This is a genomic window from Achromobacter sp. ACM02 (assembly GCF_014851605.1).
Lineage (GTDB): Bacteria > Pseudomonadota > Gammaproteobacteria > Burkholderiales > Burkholderiaceae_B > Achromobacter > Achromobacter aegrifaciens.
In genome coordinates, this window is record NZ_JACUZY010000002.1 from 169,243 (window position 1) to 186,252 (window position 17,010).

General features: G+C 66.4%; 16 protein-coding genes. 10 read left to right on the top strand and 6 right to left on the bottom strand.

Features of this window, described 5'->3' with window-relative positions; translation table 11 throughout:
* Window positions 1–4: 4 nt before the first annotated feature.
* The gene (locus IB258_RS05620) at window positions 5–1,102 is read right to left on the bottom strand and encodes an NAD/NADP-dependent octopine/nopaline dehydrogenase family protein (protein ID WP_192352279.1); all 1,098 of its coding nucleotides are present in this window, start codon (window positions 1,100–1,102) and stop codon (window positions 5–7) included.
* 116 nt (window positions 1,103–1,218) lie between these two features.
* Window positions 1,219–2,229: an AraC family transcriptional regulator gene (locus IB258_RS05625; protein ID WP_225590295.1), complete on the bottom strand. Its 1,011-nt coding sequence runs from the start codon at window positions 2,227–2,229 to the stop codon at window positions 1,219–1,221.
* Window positions 2,230–2,351: 122 nt separating this feature from the next.
* Between IB258_RS05625 and IB258_RS05630 the strand changes: the two genes are divergently transcribed.
* The 7 genes from IB258_RS05630 to IB258_RS05660 all read left to right on the top strand — a co-directional run bounded on the left by IB258_RS05630 (window position 2,352) and on the right by IB258_RS05660 (window position 9,187).
* Window positions 2,352–3,728: an MFS transporter gene (locus tag IB258_RS05630; RefSeq protein ID WP_082400869.1), complete on the top strand. Its 1,377-nt coding sequence runs from the start codon at window positions 2,352–2,354 to the stop codon at window positions 3,726–3,728.
* A 137-nt stretch (window positions 3,729–3,865) separates the two neighbouring features.
* Window positions 3,866–4,696, top strand: a complete 831-nt coding sequence (locus tag IB258_RS05635) for a DUF2242 domain-containing protein (protein ID WP_119449949.1) — start codon at window positions 3,866–3,868, stop codon at window positions 4,694–4,696.
* A gap of 93 nt (window positions 4,697–4,789) precedes the next feature.
* Window positions 4,790–5,215, top strand: a complete 426-nt coding sequence (locus IB258_RS05640) for a CopD family protein (protein ID WP_054453660.1) — start codon at window positions 4,790–4,792, stop codon at window positions 5,213–5,215.
* Between the two features lie 152 nt (window positions 5,216–5,367).
* Window positions 5,368–6,183, top strand: a complete 816-nt coding sequence (locus IB258_RS05645) for a MetQ/NlpA family ABC transporter substrate-binding protein (protein ID WP_054452716.1) — start codon at window positions 5,368–5,370, stop codon at window positions 6,181–6,183.
* 15 nt (window positions 6,184–6,198) lie between these two features.
* A complete protein-coding gene (locus IB258_RS05650) occupies window positions 6,199–7,305 on the top strand; it encodes a methionine ABC transporter ATP-binding protein (RefSeq protein WP_054452714.1) in 1,107 nt (368 codons plus the stop codon).
* Window positions 7,286–7,942, top strand: coding sequence for a methionine ABC transporter permease (locus tag IB258_RS05655; RefSeq protein WP_054452712.1), 657 nt, complete (start codon window positions 7,286–7,288; stop codon window positions 7,940–7,942). Before IB258_RS05650 ends, IB258_RS05655 begins: the two co-directional genes overlap by 20 nt.
* Window positions 7,943–7,996: 54 nt before the next feature.
* Complete coding sequence (locus IB258_RS05660) at window positions 7,997–9,187, top strand: PLP-dependent aspartate aminotransferase family protein (protein ID WP_054452711.1); 1,191 nt, start codon at window positions 7,997–7,999, stop codon at window positions 9,185–9,187.
* On the opposite strand, the gene IB258_RS05665 is transcribed toward IB258_RS05660, so the two are convergent.
* The gene (locus tag IB258_RS05665; RefSeq protein ID WP_054452708.1) at window positions 9,162–9,623 is read right to left on the bottom strand and encodes a hypothetical protein; all 462 of its coding nucleotides are present in this window, start codon (window positions 9,621–9,623) and stop codon (window positions 9,162–9,164) included. The genes IB258_RS05660 and IB258_RS05665 overlap by 26 nt on opposite strands.
* 187 nt (window positions 9,624–9,810) lie before the next feature.
* Here IB258_RS05665 and ppk2 point away from each other — a divergent pair, with 187 nt between their 5' ends.
* Window positions 9,811–11,043: a polyphosphate kinase 2 gene (gene ppk2, locus IB258_RS05670; RefSeq protein WP_054452704.1), complete on the top strand. Its 1,233-nt coding sequence runs from the start codon at window positions 9,811–9,813 to the stop codon at window positions 11,041–11,043.
* Between the two features lie 4 nt (window positions 11,044–11,047).
* Here the strand turns inward: ppk2 and IB258_RS05675 are convergent, their stop codons facing one another.
* From IB258_RS05675 to IB258_RS05685, 3 genes are read right to left on the bottom strand one after another with little or no spacing between them, the layout of a single operon-like run.
* A complete protein-coding gene (locus IB258_RS05675; protein ID WP_054452702.1) occupies window positions 11,048–11,401 on the bottom strand; it encodes a DOPA 4,5-dioxygenase family protein in 354 nt (117 codons plus the stop codon).
* Window positions 11,402–11,420: 19 nt separating this feature from the next.
* A complete protein-coding gene (locus IB258_RS05680; RefSeq protein ID WP_054453658.1) occupies window positions 11,421–11,780 on the bottom strand; it encodes a translation initiation factor Sui1 in 360 nt (119 codons plus the stop codon).
* A 57-nt stretch (window positions 11,781–11,837) separates the two neighbouring features.
* The gene (locus IB258_RS05685) at window positions 11,838–14,534 is read right to left on the bottom strand and encodes a LuxR C-terminal-related transcriptional regulator (RefSeq protein ID WP_225590296.1); all 2,697 of its coding nucleotides are present in this window, start codon (window positions 14,532–14,534) and stop codon (window positions 11,838–11,840) included.
* 179 nt (window positions 14,535–14,713) lie between these two features.
* On the opposite strand from IB258_RS05685, the gene IB258_RS05690 reads away from it, so the two are divergent.
* Complete coding sequence (locus tag IB258_RS05690) at window positions 14,714–15,937, top strand: ABC transporter substrate-binding protein (RefSeq protein ID WP_054452695.1); 1,224 nt, start codon at window positions 14,714–14,716, stop codon at window positions 15,935–15,937.
* Window positions 15,934–17,010, top strand: a complete 1,077-nt coding sequence (locus tag IB258_RS05695; protein WP_054452692.1) for an alcohol dehydrogenase catalytic domain-containing protein — start codon at window positions 15,934–15,936, stop codon at window positions 17,008–17,010. Before IB258_RS05690 ends, IB258_RS05695 begins: the two co-directional genes overlap by 4 nt.

Below are 17,010 nucleotides of genomic sequence, written 5' to 3' on the forward strand. Positions count from 1 at the left end.
CGTGTCAGCAGCCTTCGGCCAGAAGCTGGCGCATGTCCGCGTGCGACAGGCGGTCCAGGCCCAGGCGTTCGAATGTGCGTCCTTCCGCGTAGAGGTCGCGGCCGGTGAGCGCGCTGGCCAGGCTCAGCAGGCCTTGCGCGACCGGCGTCGGCACGCCCGCCCAGCGGCCGGCGGACACCAGGAATGACAGGCCGAGCCGCGTGTCTTCGAGCATGTAGCGGTGCGTGTGCAGGTCTATGTCCTCGCGCCAGTCGCCGCTGTCGGTGAGCTTGCCATGGGCGCCGCGGCCGTACATCCATTCATCGCCTTCGGCGGCATAGTGGTCGGCCAACGGGAAGTGGGGCGCGGCATAGCCCAGGGCCACACGGATGGCGATGCGCTCCGCGTCCAGCGCGTCGGTCACGCGCCGTATGGAGGCCTGGGTGCCTTCGTTGTGGATGTCCCATTTGTCGAAGTGTTCCAGCGGCCCTGCATTCATCATGATGAGCGGCGGATGGATGATGGGGCCGGCGTTCATCAGTGCGCCCGAAAGTCCGTCCTCTATCGGTTCGATGCTGGGGTAGGCGCGCTGGACCACGGCCAGCGCCTGCTCCGACAGCCGCCGCGGAAAGACGCCGGTGGGCAGACGGGTGGCGTAGCCGCTGATCACGACCTTTTCGCCATGCTTGCGGGCCAGATAGGGCAGGGTGCCGGTTTCGGCGAAGGCCGTATCCGCGGCGTTTCCCGCGTCTTTCATGGCGCGGGCGAAGACGTAGCAGCCGAAGGTGCCAGGCGGCAGGAACACGACCTGGCCGTCGCGCAGCAGCGGCGCCAATTCCCGCGCCAGCGCTTCGTGGGTGGTGGAAGGCAGGGGAATGACCAGCAGCTCCGCATGCTCCACGGCTGTGGCCAGGTCGCGCACCAGCTGCAACTGCCGCGGTCCGTCGCCCAGCGGAACCTGGCGGCTGCCGCGATAGTCGGTGACCGTCAGCGCGCCCGCATCCCGCAAGCCCTGGAAGGCCGACCAGTCCCTGCGCCACCAATGCACGTGATGGCCTTTCTCAAACAGCTCGGCCGCTGCCGCGTAGCAGCCGTGGCCGCCGCCTATGACGCTGATTCTCATGGTCAAGCTCCGTCAGATGGAGCCTTGATCCTAGCGGCGGCGTGCAGGCGGGGCTGCGCCGAACGCGCAAGCGGCGTTCCGATCCGGCAAGCGAATCCGGCGCTGCCGTGCGACGCCTAATGCCTGCTTTGGCGCAGGGTGTCCGACGGCAGGCAGCCGTAGCGCTTGCGGTAGTGGGTGGCGAAATGCCCGAAGCTGGAAATGCCGTGCCGCAGCAGGATGTCGGTGACGCTATCGCCTTCGCCGGCTTGCGCAAGCGCCGCGTGCACCTGGGCCAGCCGCTGGTTGCGCACGTAGTCGCTGGGACTCTGCTTCAGGAACTGCGAAAAGCCGTTTTGCAGCGTGCGCACGGAGACGCCGCAGTAGGCCGCCAGGTCCATCAGCGATAGCGGCTGGTCCAGATGGCTTTCTATGTAATCGCGCGCGCGCCGCACGTGCAGCGGCAACGGCTGGCGGCGGTCTGCCTGCAAGGCCTCGGAGTAGTTGTGCGGCAGCTGGGTCAGCAGCAGCGTCAGCAGGTAGTCTGAAAAGCCGGCGGCCAGCGTTTGCGTGACGCCTTCAATGGCGGGATGGCGGTACAGCCGGCACAGATAGTCCAGCGTTTCGCGCACCGCCACCGGTCCGGAAGCGTCGGCATCCATTTGCAGGTCGAACACCAGCGCCTGCTTGATAGGGCGTTCAAGCAGCCGCTGCAGCTGGCGCTCCAGCGCCTCGCGCTCGATGCGCAGGATCAGGTTGCGGCAGTCGCGGCCGATGCGGATCACGCTGCGCTCGGACGGCGAGGAAATGGTCAGGCTGCCCGCGCTCATCGACGCGCTGCGCTTGCCCAGCGTGATCAGCCCGGAGCCTTGCAGCGTGATTCGGATCAGGTAGTAGCTGGCGATATCGCCGGCGTCGATCTCGACTTCCGCGCCATAGTGCAGATCGAACAAGGCCGCATTGCCGAAGAAGACGCCGTACAGGCGGGATTGCAGGGGTTTTCCCGGGGGGACGCACATGCGGTGCGACCAGAGGTGCTGGCTGACCTGGTCCTTGATCTCGGCGATGTTGCCCGAGTCCAGCAAGCAATGGCGGTCCAGCGGATTGGTGTCGTTGAACATGCTTTCCTGCGCAGCGGGAACAGTCATTGCGTCAGGCGTATAGAGGCTGGCTGCGCAAAGACCTACAAAAGATGGGCCTGCAAGCAAGTGAGACGCGACCCGGTCCTTGGGCATGGGCAGATCTCACCACCATACAAGGGAAACAAACCATGACTGACGGCAGCCCGCGGCACGGATCAAAACCTAGCTACGCCTACGAGTGGTATGTCGTGGTGATATGCATGCTAGCGTACATATTTTCCTTCGTCGACAGGCAGATCCTGGCGCTGATGATCGAGCCCATCAAGCATGATCTGCAGCTGTCCGACACGCAATTCAGCTTGCTGCACGGGCTGGCGTTTTCCTTGTTCTACGCCTTCATGGGCATACCGATCGCCTTGCTGGCGGATCGCTATTCGCGGCCCAAGATCATCGCGATCGGCGTCGCATTCTGGAGCCTGGCCACGGCGGCATGTGGCCTGTCGCGCAATTTCGCGCAGATGTTTCTTGCGCGGATCGGCGTGGGCGTGGGCGAGGCGGCGCTGTCGCCTGCCACGTACTCCATGCTCAGCGACATGTTTCCGCGTGAAAAACTGGGGCGCGCAGTCGGGATATATTCGATCGGCTCGTTCATCGGCGGCGGCATGGCATTCCTGATCGGCGGCTACGTCATCAACCTGCTCAAGAGCGTGGATACCGTTGCCTTGCCCTGGATAGGCGCGATGCGGCCCTGGCAGGTGACCTTCTTCATTGTGGGATTGCCAGGCCTGCTGATCGCGCTGCTGATCCTGCTGACGGTGCGAGATCCGCAGCGGCTGGGCTTGCGGCGCAATGCCTCGGGGCAGGTGCAGAAGCCTGCCATGAAAGATACTTTCCGCTTCCTGGGCCGCCACCGCAGCACCTTTTTCTGCCACTACCTGGGCTTCTCGTTCTATGCGATGGTGCTGTTCGCGCTGCTGGGCTGGACGCCGGCGTTCTACATGCGCAAGTTCGGCATGTCGCCTTCGGAAGCCGGCTACATGCTGGGCGTGGTGGTGCTCGTCGCCAACACCGCCGGGGTGTTCTGCGGCGGCTGGCTGATGGACTGGCTGGCCAAGCGCGGCTACAGCGATGCGCCGCTGCGCGCCGGCGTGATCGGCGCGGCCGGCATGGCCTTGCCGGCGGTGATCTTCACCCAGGTCGATTCCCTGTGGTGGTCGGTGGGCTTGCTGCTGCCGGCCATGTTCTTCGCCTCGTTCCCCATGCCGACCTCGACGGCTGCGATGCAGATCCTGCCCCCCAATCAGCTGCGCGCCCAGGTGTCGGCGCTATTCCTGCTGATCTCGAACCTGATCGGGCTGGGCCTGGGCACCACCGCCGTGGCCATGCTGACTGATCGGTTGTTCAAGAACCCGGCGGCAGTCGGGCAATCCATCTCGGTCCTGATTGGCGTGGCCGCGGTGTTGTGCATCGGCCTGCTCGCCGCTGGCTGCAAGCACTACCGGCGCAGCCTGAACCTGGAGGCGCAGGAGGCGCCGCCGCTTGCGCCGGCGCGCGTGTCGCCCTGAACGCGGCTGCCCGGGTCGCGATGCGGCCCTTTTTTGAACTCTGTTACCTCTCCGTTGAACTGCACATTCCTCGTAAAAGAAATGGTGCCGGGGATGCGCTATAACGGACGCTTGACGCATTACTGTTCCTCCAATTCATGCCCCGTTTTTCCCGCAGTTCGTCGCTGGCCCTGTCCGTTGCCCTGGTGGGCGTCCTGGCGGGATGCTCATCCCCCAAGCCAGAGTTCGAAAAAGAAGACTTCACCCAGAACAACACCTACTCGCGCACCGTCGAAGCAAGTAACGTCGCCGCCTGCGACGCGGGCCGCCGCGCCTTGCTGAGCCAGGGCTACAACATCGACAAGTTCGAGGGTTCGCGGGTCACGGGGCACAAGAATTTCCAGGACGAGAACGGCCAGCATACGCAGATCGCCTTCAACATCGAATGCGCCTCCGACGGCAGCGCGAACGAGCGCGCCACGGTGTTCGCCAACGCGGTGCAGGACCGCTATTCGATCAAGCGAACCAACAGCTCGGCCAGCGTGGGGGTGAGCGTGCTGGGGCAGGTGTCCATGCCGTTCGGCTCCAGCGACGATTCGCTGGTGAAGACGGGCAGCCAGACGGTTGCGCGACCCAAGTTCTACGAAGGTTTCTTCCAGTTGCTGCAGCGTTTCCTGCCGGACGCGCAGGCGGCCGCCGCGCCTCATCCGCCCGCGAGCCGTGCCAAGGCGCAGCCCAAGGCCGCGCCGGCCGAGCCCGCGGAATCTCCGGACAAGCCAGCCGATACCCTGAATCCGGCCGCGGCCAACGGCGGTAGCGAATCTCCAAAAGCGCCTGCACCTGGTGGGCCCGCGTCCGCCGCTCCGGCAAGCGCCGCGCCGGCAAGCGCCGCGCCGACATCCGCCGCGCCCGCTTCGACCGCTCCCGCTCCGGCGTCGGCCCCTGCATCCGGCGCGGCCGCCCCGGCCAGCCCCGAGGCGGCCAAGTAAGGCAGCCTTGCCGGGCACCGCTTGCCGTAGCGCAAACGGATGCGCCGCGCCGACTCGCGGCGCGGTCCGCATCCGGCGATAATCGCGGGCATCATGACCTATCAACTCCTGAAAATGCTTCACGTGGCGGCCGTGGTCGCCTGGCTGGGCGGATCGCTGTTCGTGTCCTTGTTCCTGCTGTCCTCGCAGCCGCAGGACAGCGAAGAAGCGCCCAAAGAACGCAAGATGCTGGGCGCGTTGCGCCGTTGGACGCTCTACGTGACCACGCCGGCCATGGTGCTGACCTGGCTGGTCGGCCTGCACCTGGCCATGACTTTCGGCTGGTTCGCGATGACCTGGATCTGGGTCAAGGTTGGCTTCGCGCTGGCGCTGTCGGCGCTGCTCGGCATCCAGAGCGCGGCATTGCGGCGCATGGCCAATGGCAGCGCCAAGCGTCCGCCGCTGGTGGATCTGTACGCGCCTTTCACCGTCATCGCTTCCGCGGCCATCGTGACGCTGGTGGTCGTCAAACCCTTCTGATCTGCGCGGCGCATGTGCCGGGACCATATGCCCAGCCGCCATAACCAAACGCCCCTGTAATAAGGACTCAACGAACTATTCGTTCGCGGGGTCCGTCCCCCTCCCTAGAATCGTTTCTCTCATAACCGCATAGCCTGAGAGGCGATTCCAACATGACTTCCCGTTTCTTCAAGCGCCTGCTGGGCGCGGTGCTGGCTTCGGCGGCAATGTTCCATGGCCCGGCTTTCTCGGCCGATCCCAAACCCCTGAAGGTGGGCGTGCGCGGTGGCGTCGACGAGCAGATCTGGGAGGTGGTGGCCCAGGTCGCCAAGAAGAACGGCCTGGCCGTGGAGCCCGTGGTGATCACAGGCACCGCCAGTCCGAACGAGGCGCTCAACAACGGCGACCTGAACGCCAACGCTTTCCAGCACATCCCCTTCCTGAACGACCAGATCAAGCAGCGCGGCTACAAGCTCGTATCCGTGGCCAACACGCTGATCTCGCCCATCGCGTTCTACTCCAGGAAGTACAAGTCGCTCAATGAGCTGCCCGAAGGCGCCCGCGTCGGCATTCCCAACGACCCCAGCAACCAGACGCGCGCGCTGGTCATCCTGCGCGACCAGGGCCTGATCACGTTGAAGGACGGTTTCGATCCGGCCACCGGCACGGCGACCTTGGCGGACGTGACCTCCAACCCCAAGAAGCTCAATTTCGTGGAAAGCGCCTCCGTGGTGCTGGCGCGCTCGCTGCCGGACGTGGACACCGCGGCCATCGTCAACAGCTTCGCCTATCAGGCCGGGCTGATCGCCACGCGCGACGGCATCGCGGTGGAGAAGAAGGAAAACAACCCCTACGTGAACATCATCGCGGTTCGCGAACAGGACAAGAACGCGCCCTGGGTGCCTGAACTGGTCAAGGCCTATCACTCCGAGGAAGTGCGCCAGTTCATCCTGAGCAAGTACGAAGGCTCGGTGATTCCGGTTTTCTGAGATCGGAATCGGGCAATGATGCAACACGAATTCTCCATGGCCGAGCTGGCCGACGCCGCACCGCGACCGCAGGCCGTTGATGCGCACGTCGTGTTCGAAGGGCTGCAGAAGCGCTACGAGGGCGCGCAGGGGCCGGTGGCCGCGCTGTCCGATGTGTCGTTTTCCATCGCCCGCGGCGAGGTCTTCGGCATCATCGGACGCAGCGGCGCAGGCAAGTCCACGCTGCTGCGTTCCATCAACATGCTGGAGCGGCCCAGCGCCGGCCGGGTGCGGGTGGACGGCGTGGATGTGGGCGGCCTGGACGAGAACGCGCTGGTGGGGCTGCGCCGTCGCATCGGCATGATCTTCCAGCACTTCAACCTGCTGTCGGCCAAGACCGTGGCCGAGAACGTGGCCTTGCCTTTGCGCGTGGCGGGCGTCAGGCCCGCCGCGGCGCGGGCTCGGGTGGAGGAACTGCTGGAACTGGTGGGGCTGCGCGACAAGGCCGATGTCTATCCGGCCAAGCTGTCCGGCGGCCAGAAGCAGCGGGTGGGCATCGCCCGCGCGCTGGTGCATGAACCGGAGATCCTGCTGTGCGACGAAGCCACGTCGGCGCTGGACCCGGAAACCACGCAGTCGATCCTGGCCTTGTTGCTGGACATCAACCGCAAGCTGGGCCTGACGGTGGTGCTGATCACGCACGACATGGCGGTGATCCGCGAGGTCTGCCACAGGGTGCTGGTGCTGGATGGCGGCCGCAAGGTCGAGGAAGGCGAGGTCTGGCGCGTGTTCGGCAATCCCCAGGCCGATGCCACGCGGGCCTTGCTGCGGCCCTTGCAGCACGACTTGCCCGCCGATCTTGCCGGCAGGCTGGTGCCCGACCTGCAGGGCCGCGCGGGCATAGCGGTGCTGCGGCTGCGCTTTACGGGGCAGGGGCGTCCGGATGGCGTGTCCCTGCAGGCGTTGGCCGCGCTCGGCGCCGGTGCGACGCTGCTGCATGGCGGACTGGACCGCTTGCGCGGCCATGCGCAGGGCAGCCTGCTGGTGTCCGTGCCTGCGGACGCATTACAGGAAGAGGCCGCGCGCGCCGCGCTGGTGGCCGATCAGATCAAGGTGCTGGGTTATGTCGCTGCCGATGCTTGATAAATACCTGCAGGCATTCCTGCAAACCCTGGCGATGGTGAGCGTCTCTGCCGTCATCGCCATCGTTTTGGGCCTGACGCTGGCTGTGGTGCTGACCGTCACCGCGCCGGGCAATCTCTATCCCAGGCCGCGCTTCAACAAGGTCCTGTCGGTGACGGTCAATACCTTCCGCGCCATCCCCTTCATCATCCTGCTGGTGGCGATGCTGCCGTTCACGCGCTTCCTGGTGGGTACCACGCTGGGCACGTGGGCCGCCATCGTGCCGCTGTCGGCCAATCTGGTGCCGTTCTTCGCGCGCATCGCCCAGGTCAGCCTGAACGACGTGGACCACGGGTTGGTGGAGGCCGCCAGGGCCATGGGGTGCCGTCGCTGGCACATCGTGCGCCACGTGCTATTGCCGGAAGCCTTGCCGGGCATCATCGGCGGCATGACCGTCAGCGTCATCGCAATGATCAACGCCTCGGCCATGGCAGGCGCCGTAGGCGCCGGCGGCCTGGGCGATCTGGCGATCCGCTATGGCTACGAACGCTATGAGACGCGCGTGATGTTCGAGGTGATCGTGATCCTGATCGCGCTGGTTTCCATCGTGCAATTCACCGGTGAATGGCTGTCGCGCCGCGCCGACCACAAACGCTGATTCCGCGCCGGGGCTGTGCGCCCCGGCCTTACCCGAACATACAGGAACGCTGAAATGTCTTTGTCCTCGCAACACGGTTTTGCCACGCGCGCGATCCACCTGGGCTATGACCCGCTGGACGAGCAGGGCGCCTTGGCTCCGCCCCTCTACCTGACTTCCACATACACCCAGGACAGCATCGAATCCTTCGACCAGATCCGTCTGGGCGAAAAGCAGGGCTACGTCTACGGCCGCACCCGCAATCCGACGCAGGCGCTGCTGGAAGAGCGCCTGGCTTCGCTGGAAGGCGCCGAAGCCGGCGTGGTGACCGCGTCCGGCATGGCGGCGATTTCGGCGACCCTGTTCTCGCTATTGCAAAGCGGCGATGAAATCGTCGTGGACCAGATCGTGTACGGCACCGCCTTCACCCTGTTCACGCAGGGACTGGCGCGCTTTGGCGTGCGCGCGGTATTCGCCGACTTCACCCGACCCGAGACCGTAGCCGCGGCCATCGGTCCCAAGACACGCGCGGTCTATTTCGAGACGCCGGCCAATCCCAACCTGCGCCTGGTGGATATCGCGGCGGTGTCCGCCATTGCCCGCGGCAAGGGGCTGCTGACCATCGTCGACAACACCTTCGCGACGCCGGTGCTGCAGCGTCCGCTGGAGCATGGCGCCGACATTGTGCTGCATTCGGCCACCAAGTACCTGGGCGGCCACGGCGACCTGCTGGCCGGCGCCGTGCTGGGGCGCAAGGAACACATCGACGCCATCCGGCTGCAAGGGCTGCGCTACTTCACGGGCGCCACCTTGTCGCCGTTCACCGCCTTCCTGGTGCTGCGCGGCATCAAAACGCTGGAGCTGCGCGTGGCGCGCCACAGCGAATCCGCCTTGAAGGTGGCCAGGCTGTTGCGCGAGCATTCCGCGGTGGCCGACGTGTTCTATCCCGGCTTGGCGGATACGGCGGGCGCGGAGATCGCGCGTCGCCAGCAATCGGCCGGCGGCGGCCTGGTCGCGTTCGAACTCAAGGGCGGACTGGCGGCGGGGCGCGCGCTGCTCAACAGCCTGAAGCTCGCGCGCATCGCGGTCAGCCTGGGCGATCCCGAAACCCTGATCCAGCATCCCGCGTCCATGACGCATGCCAGCTACTCGGCCGAGGATCGCGAACGCTACGGGCTGTCGGAGGGCTTGCTGCGGCTGTCGGTGGGCCTGGAGACGCCCGAGGACATCCTGGCCGATCTCAAGCAGGGCCTGGACCGGGTGTAGCGGCTGCGCGCCGCCACGCCACCCATTCCCCACTGTCCTCGAAGTTGCGTGGCCCGCGCGCGGCGGCGGCCAGCCCCGCGCGCAGCGCGCCCATGTCCAGCCCGGGCATGTTCCGTTGCAGGGCGGGAGGCAGCCGTTCGGCGTCCAGCGTGGCCTCGTCGAACTCCATGGCCATCAGCCCGCCGCCGTCGCTGGGCACGCGCAGGAACCACAGGCCTTCCATGTAGTCGCCCGACCAGGGGTCGGGAAAGACGGCCTGCGTATAGCGGAAGCCGAATTCATGGATCTCGCTCCAGGGCCAGAATTCCCGCTGGCCCAGCGCGCGCGCCAGTTCGCTGCTGCGCGTGAAGCCGGCTTCATCGAAGCTCAGGGTTTCGCGCAGGGGATCTTCGGGCGGCGTCGGGCCGGCTAATAGCCGTTTGATGAATGACCACATGGCGCAGGGGCGGGTGACGGGAGACCAGTGTAGCGGCCGTGCGCTCTGCAAAAATGTTACAACGTTTGATCGAAGTCAAATCCGCAGGGCAGGGCTCGGAGTAGCGTTTGCGCTTTTCCCGACAGCGGCCCCAGGCGCAAGCCTGACAGGCGCGGACAGGACGATCAGCGTAGCGAGGACAGGATCGATGACAGACAAGACAACGCCAGCCACCGAACAAGCCGTAGCCGAGACGCCGCGCAAGCGCGCGGCCAAGCGGACCGCAGGCGCTGACACCAGGGCGGTCACCAAGCCGGCCGTCAAGACGGTAGTCAAGACCGTCGTCACGCCAGTGACCACCAGCCGCAAGCCGCGCGCGGCCAAGACGCCCGCGGCGGGCGACGCCGTGTCGGCCGCGGCCGCCGCCGAGCCGGCTCTCGATGTGCGCAAGCGCGTCGTCGCGCGCCAGGACGCCGCGCGTCAGGAGACGGTGGCCGTGCTGGCCGATATCGCCCGTCGCTACAACGTCAGCGCACCGGCCCAGGCGCGCGAGGCGCTGCGCTCGGTCATCGAGGAACTGTCGCCGGACGACGCGCAGGCCGTGCATCGCGCGCTGCTGGAAGCCAATTCGGCAGCGCCGCGCACGCGCCGCAATCCTGACGATGAACTGGCCGCGGACTGGCGCGAAGGCATCTATCCCTATCGCCACCGCATGCTGCGCCGTAACTACGAAAAGCAGAAGTACAACCTGCAGGTCGAACTGCTGAAGCTGCAGGCCTGGGTCAAGGCCACCGGCCAGCGCGTCGTGATCCTGTTCGAAGGCCGCGACGCCGCCGGCAAGGGCGGCACCATCAAGCGCATGATGGAACACCTGAACCCGCGCGGCGCGCGCGTGGTCGCATTGGAGAAGCCCTCCGATACGGAAAAGGGCCAGTGGTACTTCCAGCGCTACGTGCAGCATCTGCCCACCGCGGGCGAGATCGTCATGTTCGACCGCTCCTGGTACAACCGCGCCGGCGTGGAGCGCGTAATGGGCTTCTGCACCCAGAACGAATACCTGGACTTTCTGCGCCAGGTGCCGGATTTCGAGCGCCATCTGGTCAGCAGCGGCATTCACCTGATCAAGTTCTGGTTCTCGGTCAGCCAGGAAGAGCAGCGCCGCCGTTTCCTGCAGCGCAAGGTGCATCCGCTCAAGCAGTGGAAGCTCAGCCCGGTGGACCTGGCCTCGCTGGACAAATGGGACGACTACACCCGGGCCAAGGAGGCGATGTTCGCGCACACCGACACGGCCGATGCGCCCTGGGTGGTGGTCAAGTCCGACTGCAAGAAGCGCGCGCGTATCAACGCGATGCGCTACGTGCTCAGCCGCCTGCCGTACGAAGGCAAGAGCAGCGATCCCATGATGGCGCTGGATTCGCTGATCGTGGGCCGCGCGCTGTAGCTGCTCAGGCGCCCAGCGCCTGCAGGTTCAGCGTGTAGCTGCGTCCGATCCACACCGCGCAGTCGCGGTGGTCGCGCAGGGAGTCGCCTGTGTTGGGATGCATGAAGACATCCAGCGCCCCGTGGTGCAGCGTCAGCCAGGTGGCGATCTCCGCGAAGCGCTCGGGCGTGAAGGCAATCTGGTAGCTCCACTGGGGATGCGGGCCGACGGGGCGCTCATGGAAGCGCCCCAGTTCCATCTGGCCGGCGAAGCGCGCGGCGATCCGTTCGCGCAGGGCGTACGCGGCGTCGCGGCTGGCGGCGTCGAAATAGACATGGGCGTGCCAACTGGCGACGGTGCTGGTTTGGGGTTCGGTCATTGCTGGTGCTCCGTCGGTGTCAGCCGCCCGCGCGCTTGGCGCGGATGCCTTGTTTTTGCAGGGATTCCATGACGCGCTCGCAGTGGTCGCCCTGGATTTCGATCACGCCGTCCTTTACCGTTCCGCCGGAGCCGCAGGCGTTGCGCAGCTGTTTGCCCAGCGCATTCAGCGCCGCGCCGTCCAGCGCCAGGCCCTTGATCACGGTGACGCTCTTGCCGCCGCGCCCCTTGGTTTCGCGCGACACGCGGGCCACGCCATCGCCGGCGGGAATCGTCTGTGCCTGTTTGCACAGGCACTGCGCCAGCGGCTTGCGGCATTCGGGGCACATGCGGCCGCCGTCGGTGGAATAGACCAGGCCGCCTGTAGAACTGCTTTTCATGATGGACACGCGCAAAAGTCCCTATCTTAATCGCCGGCAGGCCAGCCAGTCCCGGCCTTACAGCAGACCGGCTTCGCGCGCCAGGGCCACGGCGCGGGTGCGGCTGTCGGCGCACAGTTTTACGTTCAGGTTGCGCAGATGGGTGCGCACGGTGCTTTCGGATACGAACAGGCGCTGGGCGATGGCGTTGTTGGAATGGCCGTCCGCGACCAGGCGCAGCACGTTCAGTTCCTTGGCCGTCAAGGCGTCGGCCGGCGCGCGCTCGGCGGCTGGCGCGGCCGGGCTGGCGTCCACGGGCATTCCGGCATGGCGTTGGAAACGGTTGAACCAGGCCTGGGCTGACGCGCAGCCATTCAACCATGCGCAGCCGACTGGCGAGGAGAAAAAGCGCGGCAATAGCGAGAGGAAGGCGCTGCCTTCGTCAGCCAGCACGCGGCATAGTCCCTCGCGCTGCGCCGTGTCCAGCAAGGTTGCCAACTGCTGGTGGGCTTGCGCTTCATCGCCCGCGCGCGCCAGGGCGACGGCGCGGAATATCCCCAACTTGTAGGCGCGCCGGACGCGGCGGGCCGATACGGCGCGCGCAATGTCCGCATCCAGCTGGCGCAACGCATCCCCGGGCTTGCCCGTGTAGGACTGCACGCGCAGCATCCCCAGCCGCGGGTACAGCAAGTCGTTGGAAGGCAGGCGCAGCGTTTCGATGCGAGCCCACAGATCGTCGTCTTCCGCGCGCCTGAGCTCGTCGTGCGCGGCCTGCGGGTGTCCTTGCAGCAGCAGCACGCGCGCGCGCTCCACGCGGGCGCTGCCTGCAATCCGGGGCAGGCGGCGTTGATGGCCGAGGTACTCCAGTTCGCCCAGCAGATAAAAGGTCTGCACGATGTCGCCCGACAGAAAGGCGATGCGCGCCAGCATCACATAACCGAGTATCAGATGGTCCGGGTGTCCCGTGTCCCGCCCCAGCGGCACGTAGACGCGCAACAGCCGGGCAGCCTGCTCCAGATCGCCGGCTTCGTATACCCCGGCCGCGTACAGCACGCCGGCCCAGGCGTTGCCGTTGGCCTGGCCGTACGCGCCTTTGCGGGTGGAGTGGACCGCCATGCGGAAATGCGCGCCAGCCTGACGCATGCGGCCCTCCTGCAGGTCGATGATGCCCTCCACCGCTTCGGAGTACATCTGATTGAAGGCGCTGGCGGCCAGGCTCTGCGCGCGGCGGGCGGCATCCAGCAGTTGTTGCGCTTCCTGGTAGCGGCCAAGCACGGCTGCGACGTTGGCCATGGCATTGGCCAAAGCAGTCGCGGCGAAGGTGGATGCGTTCGCCGCGGCGGCGATGCCGGGCATGCCGAGCGCGTAGGCCTCTTCGTGGCGATCGGTCATGGAGAGCAGCAAGGGCCGCAGGGCCTGCACGTGCGCGCGGACGTCGGGATCGGGGCTGCAAGCCAGCCTCAGCTCGTCCATCTGCAGCGATGCCTCGCTGGCGCCCCGCGTAAAACAGGTTGCCCACACCTGCACCGCCTGCAGCGCCGGGCGGCGGGCCAGGACGGCCGCGGGCAATTGCGTGAACCAGCGGGAGAGCAGCCGCATGCGCCCCTCGGCCAGCAGCGCTTCCGCGTGTGTCGCCAGCAAGGCGAGGGCCTGATCGAAGTCGCCGCCTTCGATGGCATGATCGATGGCAGGAACGGGGCGGCCCTGCTCGGCGTACCAGCGGGAGGCCGCCAGATGCAGCGCGGGAATGTCCGCTGGATCCTGCTGCCGCAGTCTGGATTGCAGATAGCTCGCGAACAGGCCGTGGTAACGGTATTGAGCCGCATCCGCGGAGGAGCGCGACAGCAGGATCTGCCCGTCTTCGAGTTCGCGCAGGATGCTGCCGCAGTCCAGGTCCGGCAGCAAAGCCTGGCATAGCGCCGTGTTCAGTTGCTTCAGGATGCTGGTGCGCAACAGAAAGCGCCGCAACTCGGGCGTCTGTCCGGCGAGCACATCCTGGGCCAGATAGTCGGAGACGGACTGGTCGCTGCCCGAAAAGCGTTCGATGAACGCCGAGGCGGAGTCCTGTCGCGCCAGCGAGACGCAGGCCAGCCAGAGCGCGGCGATCCAGCCTTCGGTCTTGTGATGAAGCTGGCCGATTTCGGCGCGCGTGATCGCAGGGTTGCGCCGGGCGAAGAACAGGGTGGTCTCGTCCAGCGAAAAGCAAAGCTGGGCGGCGTCGATTTCCAGCAGCCGGCCGTCGGCCCGCAAGCGTCCCAGTTCCAGGCCGGTGGCGTGACGCGACCCGATCAGCAGCCGGCCCTGTGGCGGCAGGCGGTTGATCAGGTTCTGCACGAAGTCCAGCACGCCTGGCGCGACGATGGACTCGAACTCGTCCAGCACCAGCGCAAAGGGGGCGGTTTGCGTAGCGATGGCTTCGATGAGGGCGAGCGCCAGCGCGTCGTCGGCCTCCATGTCCGCCAGCGCCCCGGGCGGTGCGGCCAAGGGTTCCAGCGCGGCGGTCAGGCATCGCAGAAAGCGCGGCAGATCGTTATCGCCGCGGTCCAGCGTCAGCCACGCACCGCGCACGGATTGCGCGCTCAAGCGGGCCAGGCACTGGGCTAGCAGCGTGGTCTTGCCATAGCCGGCGGGGCCGCGCGCGAGGACGATCTTGGGACTGCCGGGCGCACAGACCAGTGCGCACAGCGATTCACGCGGGATGTGGTCGGCGTGGGCAGCGGGGATGCCGAGCTTGCCGCTGGCCAGCGCATGTCCGGGCGAAAACAGAGGGCGCATGATCTGCCTGTTGGGTGAGGAACGACTGCGCGCCGGCTCGGGGGAAACCCGCAAGCAACACGAAAATCGTCGCTTTGGACGAAGCTGAAAAATGCGTGCCTACGATACAAAAGGACTCGGGCCGGGGCAATAGGCCAGTTGCTGCGCAAATGGCGTTTACTCATAACGGAGACATATCGATGGCAATCGTGAAAACGGTGTACGCGTTGGCGGGCGCCGCTATCGTTGCGGCAGGCGCACAAGCGCAGCCAGCCGGCGGCCCAGTGAAGATCGGCGTAATGGCGGACATGAGCTCGGCGTATTCCGACATCGGCGGCAAGGGCCTGGTAGAGGCCGCGCGCATGGCCGTGCAGGATTTCGGCGGCAGCGTGCTGGGCCAGCCGGTCGAGCTGGTGTACACCGATGGCCAGAACAAGGTCGACGTCGCCAGCGCGGCGACGCGGCGCTGGTTCGACCAGGATGGCGTGGACATGGTCACCGACTTGCCCACGTCGGCGCTGGCGCTGGCCATCAGCGAACTCGGCCGCGAAAAGAAAAAGATCGTCATGGTGACGAGCGCGTCGACCTCGGAATTGACCGCCAAGGCGTGTTCGCCCTACACCGTCCATTGGACCTACGATACCTACGCGCTGGCCAACGGTACGGGCGCGGCGGTGTCCGCTCAGGGCGGCAAGGAATGGTATTTCATGACCGCGGATTACTCGTTCGGCTACGCGTTGCAGGCCGACGCCTCCGCGGTCATCGAGAAGAACGGCGGCAAGGTGCTGGGGGCTGTGCGTTCGCCCCTGAATACGCCGGACTTCAGTTCCTATCTGCTGCAGGCGCAGACTTCCAAAGCGGGCATCATCGGCCTGGCGTTGGGCGGCAACGACGTGATCAGCGCGATCAAGCAGGCGGCGGACTTCGGTATCGGCCGGCCGGGCGGCCAGCAGAAGCTGGTGGCGCTGCTGGCGTTCCTCTCGGACGTGAAGTCCATCGGACTGCCCCTGGGCCAGGGGCTGCTGTTGACCGAGGCGTTCTATTGGGACCAGAACGACGCCACGCGGGCCTGGTCGCAACGCTTCCAGGACAAGGTCGGGCGCAAGCCGACCATGACCCAGGCCGGTACCTACGGCGCGGTGCTGCATTATTTGAACGCGGTCAAGGCGGCCGGCACCAAGGACGCCGACGCCGTGATGGCCAAGATGCGTGAGACGCCCATCAACGATTTCATGACGCGCAACGGACGGCTGCGCGCGGACGGGCGGGTGGTGCGCGACATGTATCTGTTCGAAGTGAAGAAGCCGGAGGAATCCCGCGGCGAGTGGGATCTGTACAAACAGGTGGCGGTCATCCCGGGCGACGTCGCATTCCGGCCCGAAGACCGCGGCGGCTGCCCATTGATCAAGCAGGCGATGCGATGATCAGCTATGACGTAACCGACTTTGGTCAGCCGCTGGTTCCCATCGAGCGCCCGGCGCCCGAACCGCAAGGCGCGCAGGTGTTGCTGCGGGTGCTTGCCGCGGGCGTATGCCATACCGACGTGCATACGTGGGAGGGCTACTACGATCTGGGCGGCGACAAGCGCCTGCGCGTGGAGCAGCGCGGCGTCACGCTGCCGTTGACTCTGGGCCATGAGACAGCGGGCGTGGTGGTCGCCGCCGGGCCAGACGCAAATGGGGTTGTCGCGGGACAGCGCTTTCTGGTGTATCCATGGATCGGTTGCGGCGACTGCAAGGTCTGCCGGCGCGGTCGCGAAAACCTGTGCGCCGCACCGCGCTTCCTGGGGATCTTTCGGCCGGGCGGCTATAGCGACCATATCCTGGTGCCGGACGCCCGCTACCTGATCGATATCGGCGACCTGCGACCAGAGCAGGCCGCGCCCTACGCATGCTCGGGCCTGACGTCCTACAGCGCCATCCGCAAGATTGCGCCGGAGGTGCTGCAGGCGGAAACGGTCGTAGTGGTCGGCGCAGGCGGCCTGGGCCTCATGTGCGTGAGCTTGCTGCGCGCCTTGGGGTGTCCGCAGGTGATCGTGCTGGAACCCGATGGCGCGCGCCGGGGCGCCGCGCTGGCCGCCGGCGCCAGCCTTGCCGTGGACGCGCATGCCGCAAACGCGCTGGACGAGGTTCGACGCGCCGCTGGCGAGATCTGGGCGGTGATCGATTGCGTGGGCGCGGCGGGCACGGTGAAGCAGGGCATGGATCTGCTGGCCAAAGGCGGGCAATTGATTTTGATCGGGCTGTTCGGCGGGGAATTGCCGCTGTCGCCGGCCTTGGTGCCCATGCGTGCCATCAGCATCGAAGGGTCCTACATCGGCACGCTGGCCGAATTGCAGGAACTCATGACCTTGGTGCGGGAACGCGGGCCGCGCGCCATTCCGATTTCCTGCCGCTGCCTGCAGGACGCCCAGGCAGCGCTACTCGATCTGGCGGCTGGCCGCGTGGTGGGGCGCCAGGTCCTTTGTCCCGAACAACCCAACGCGAAACAGGCATAG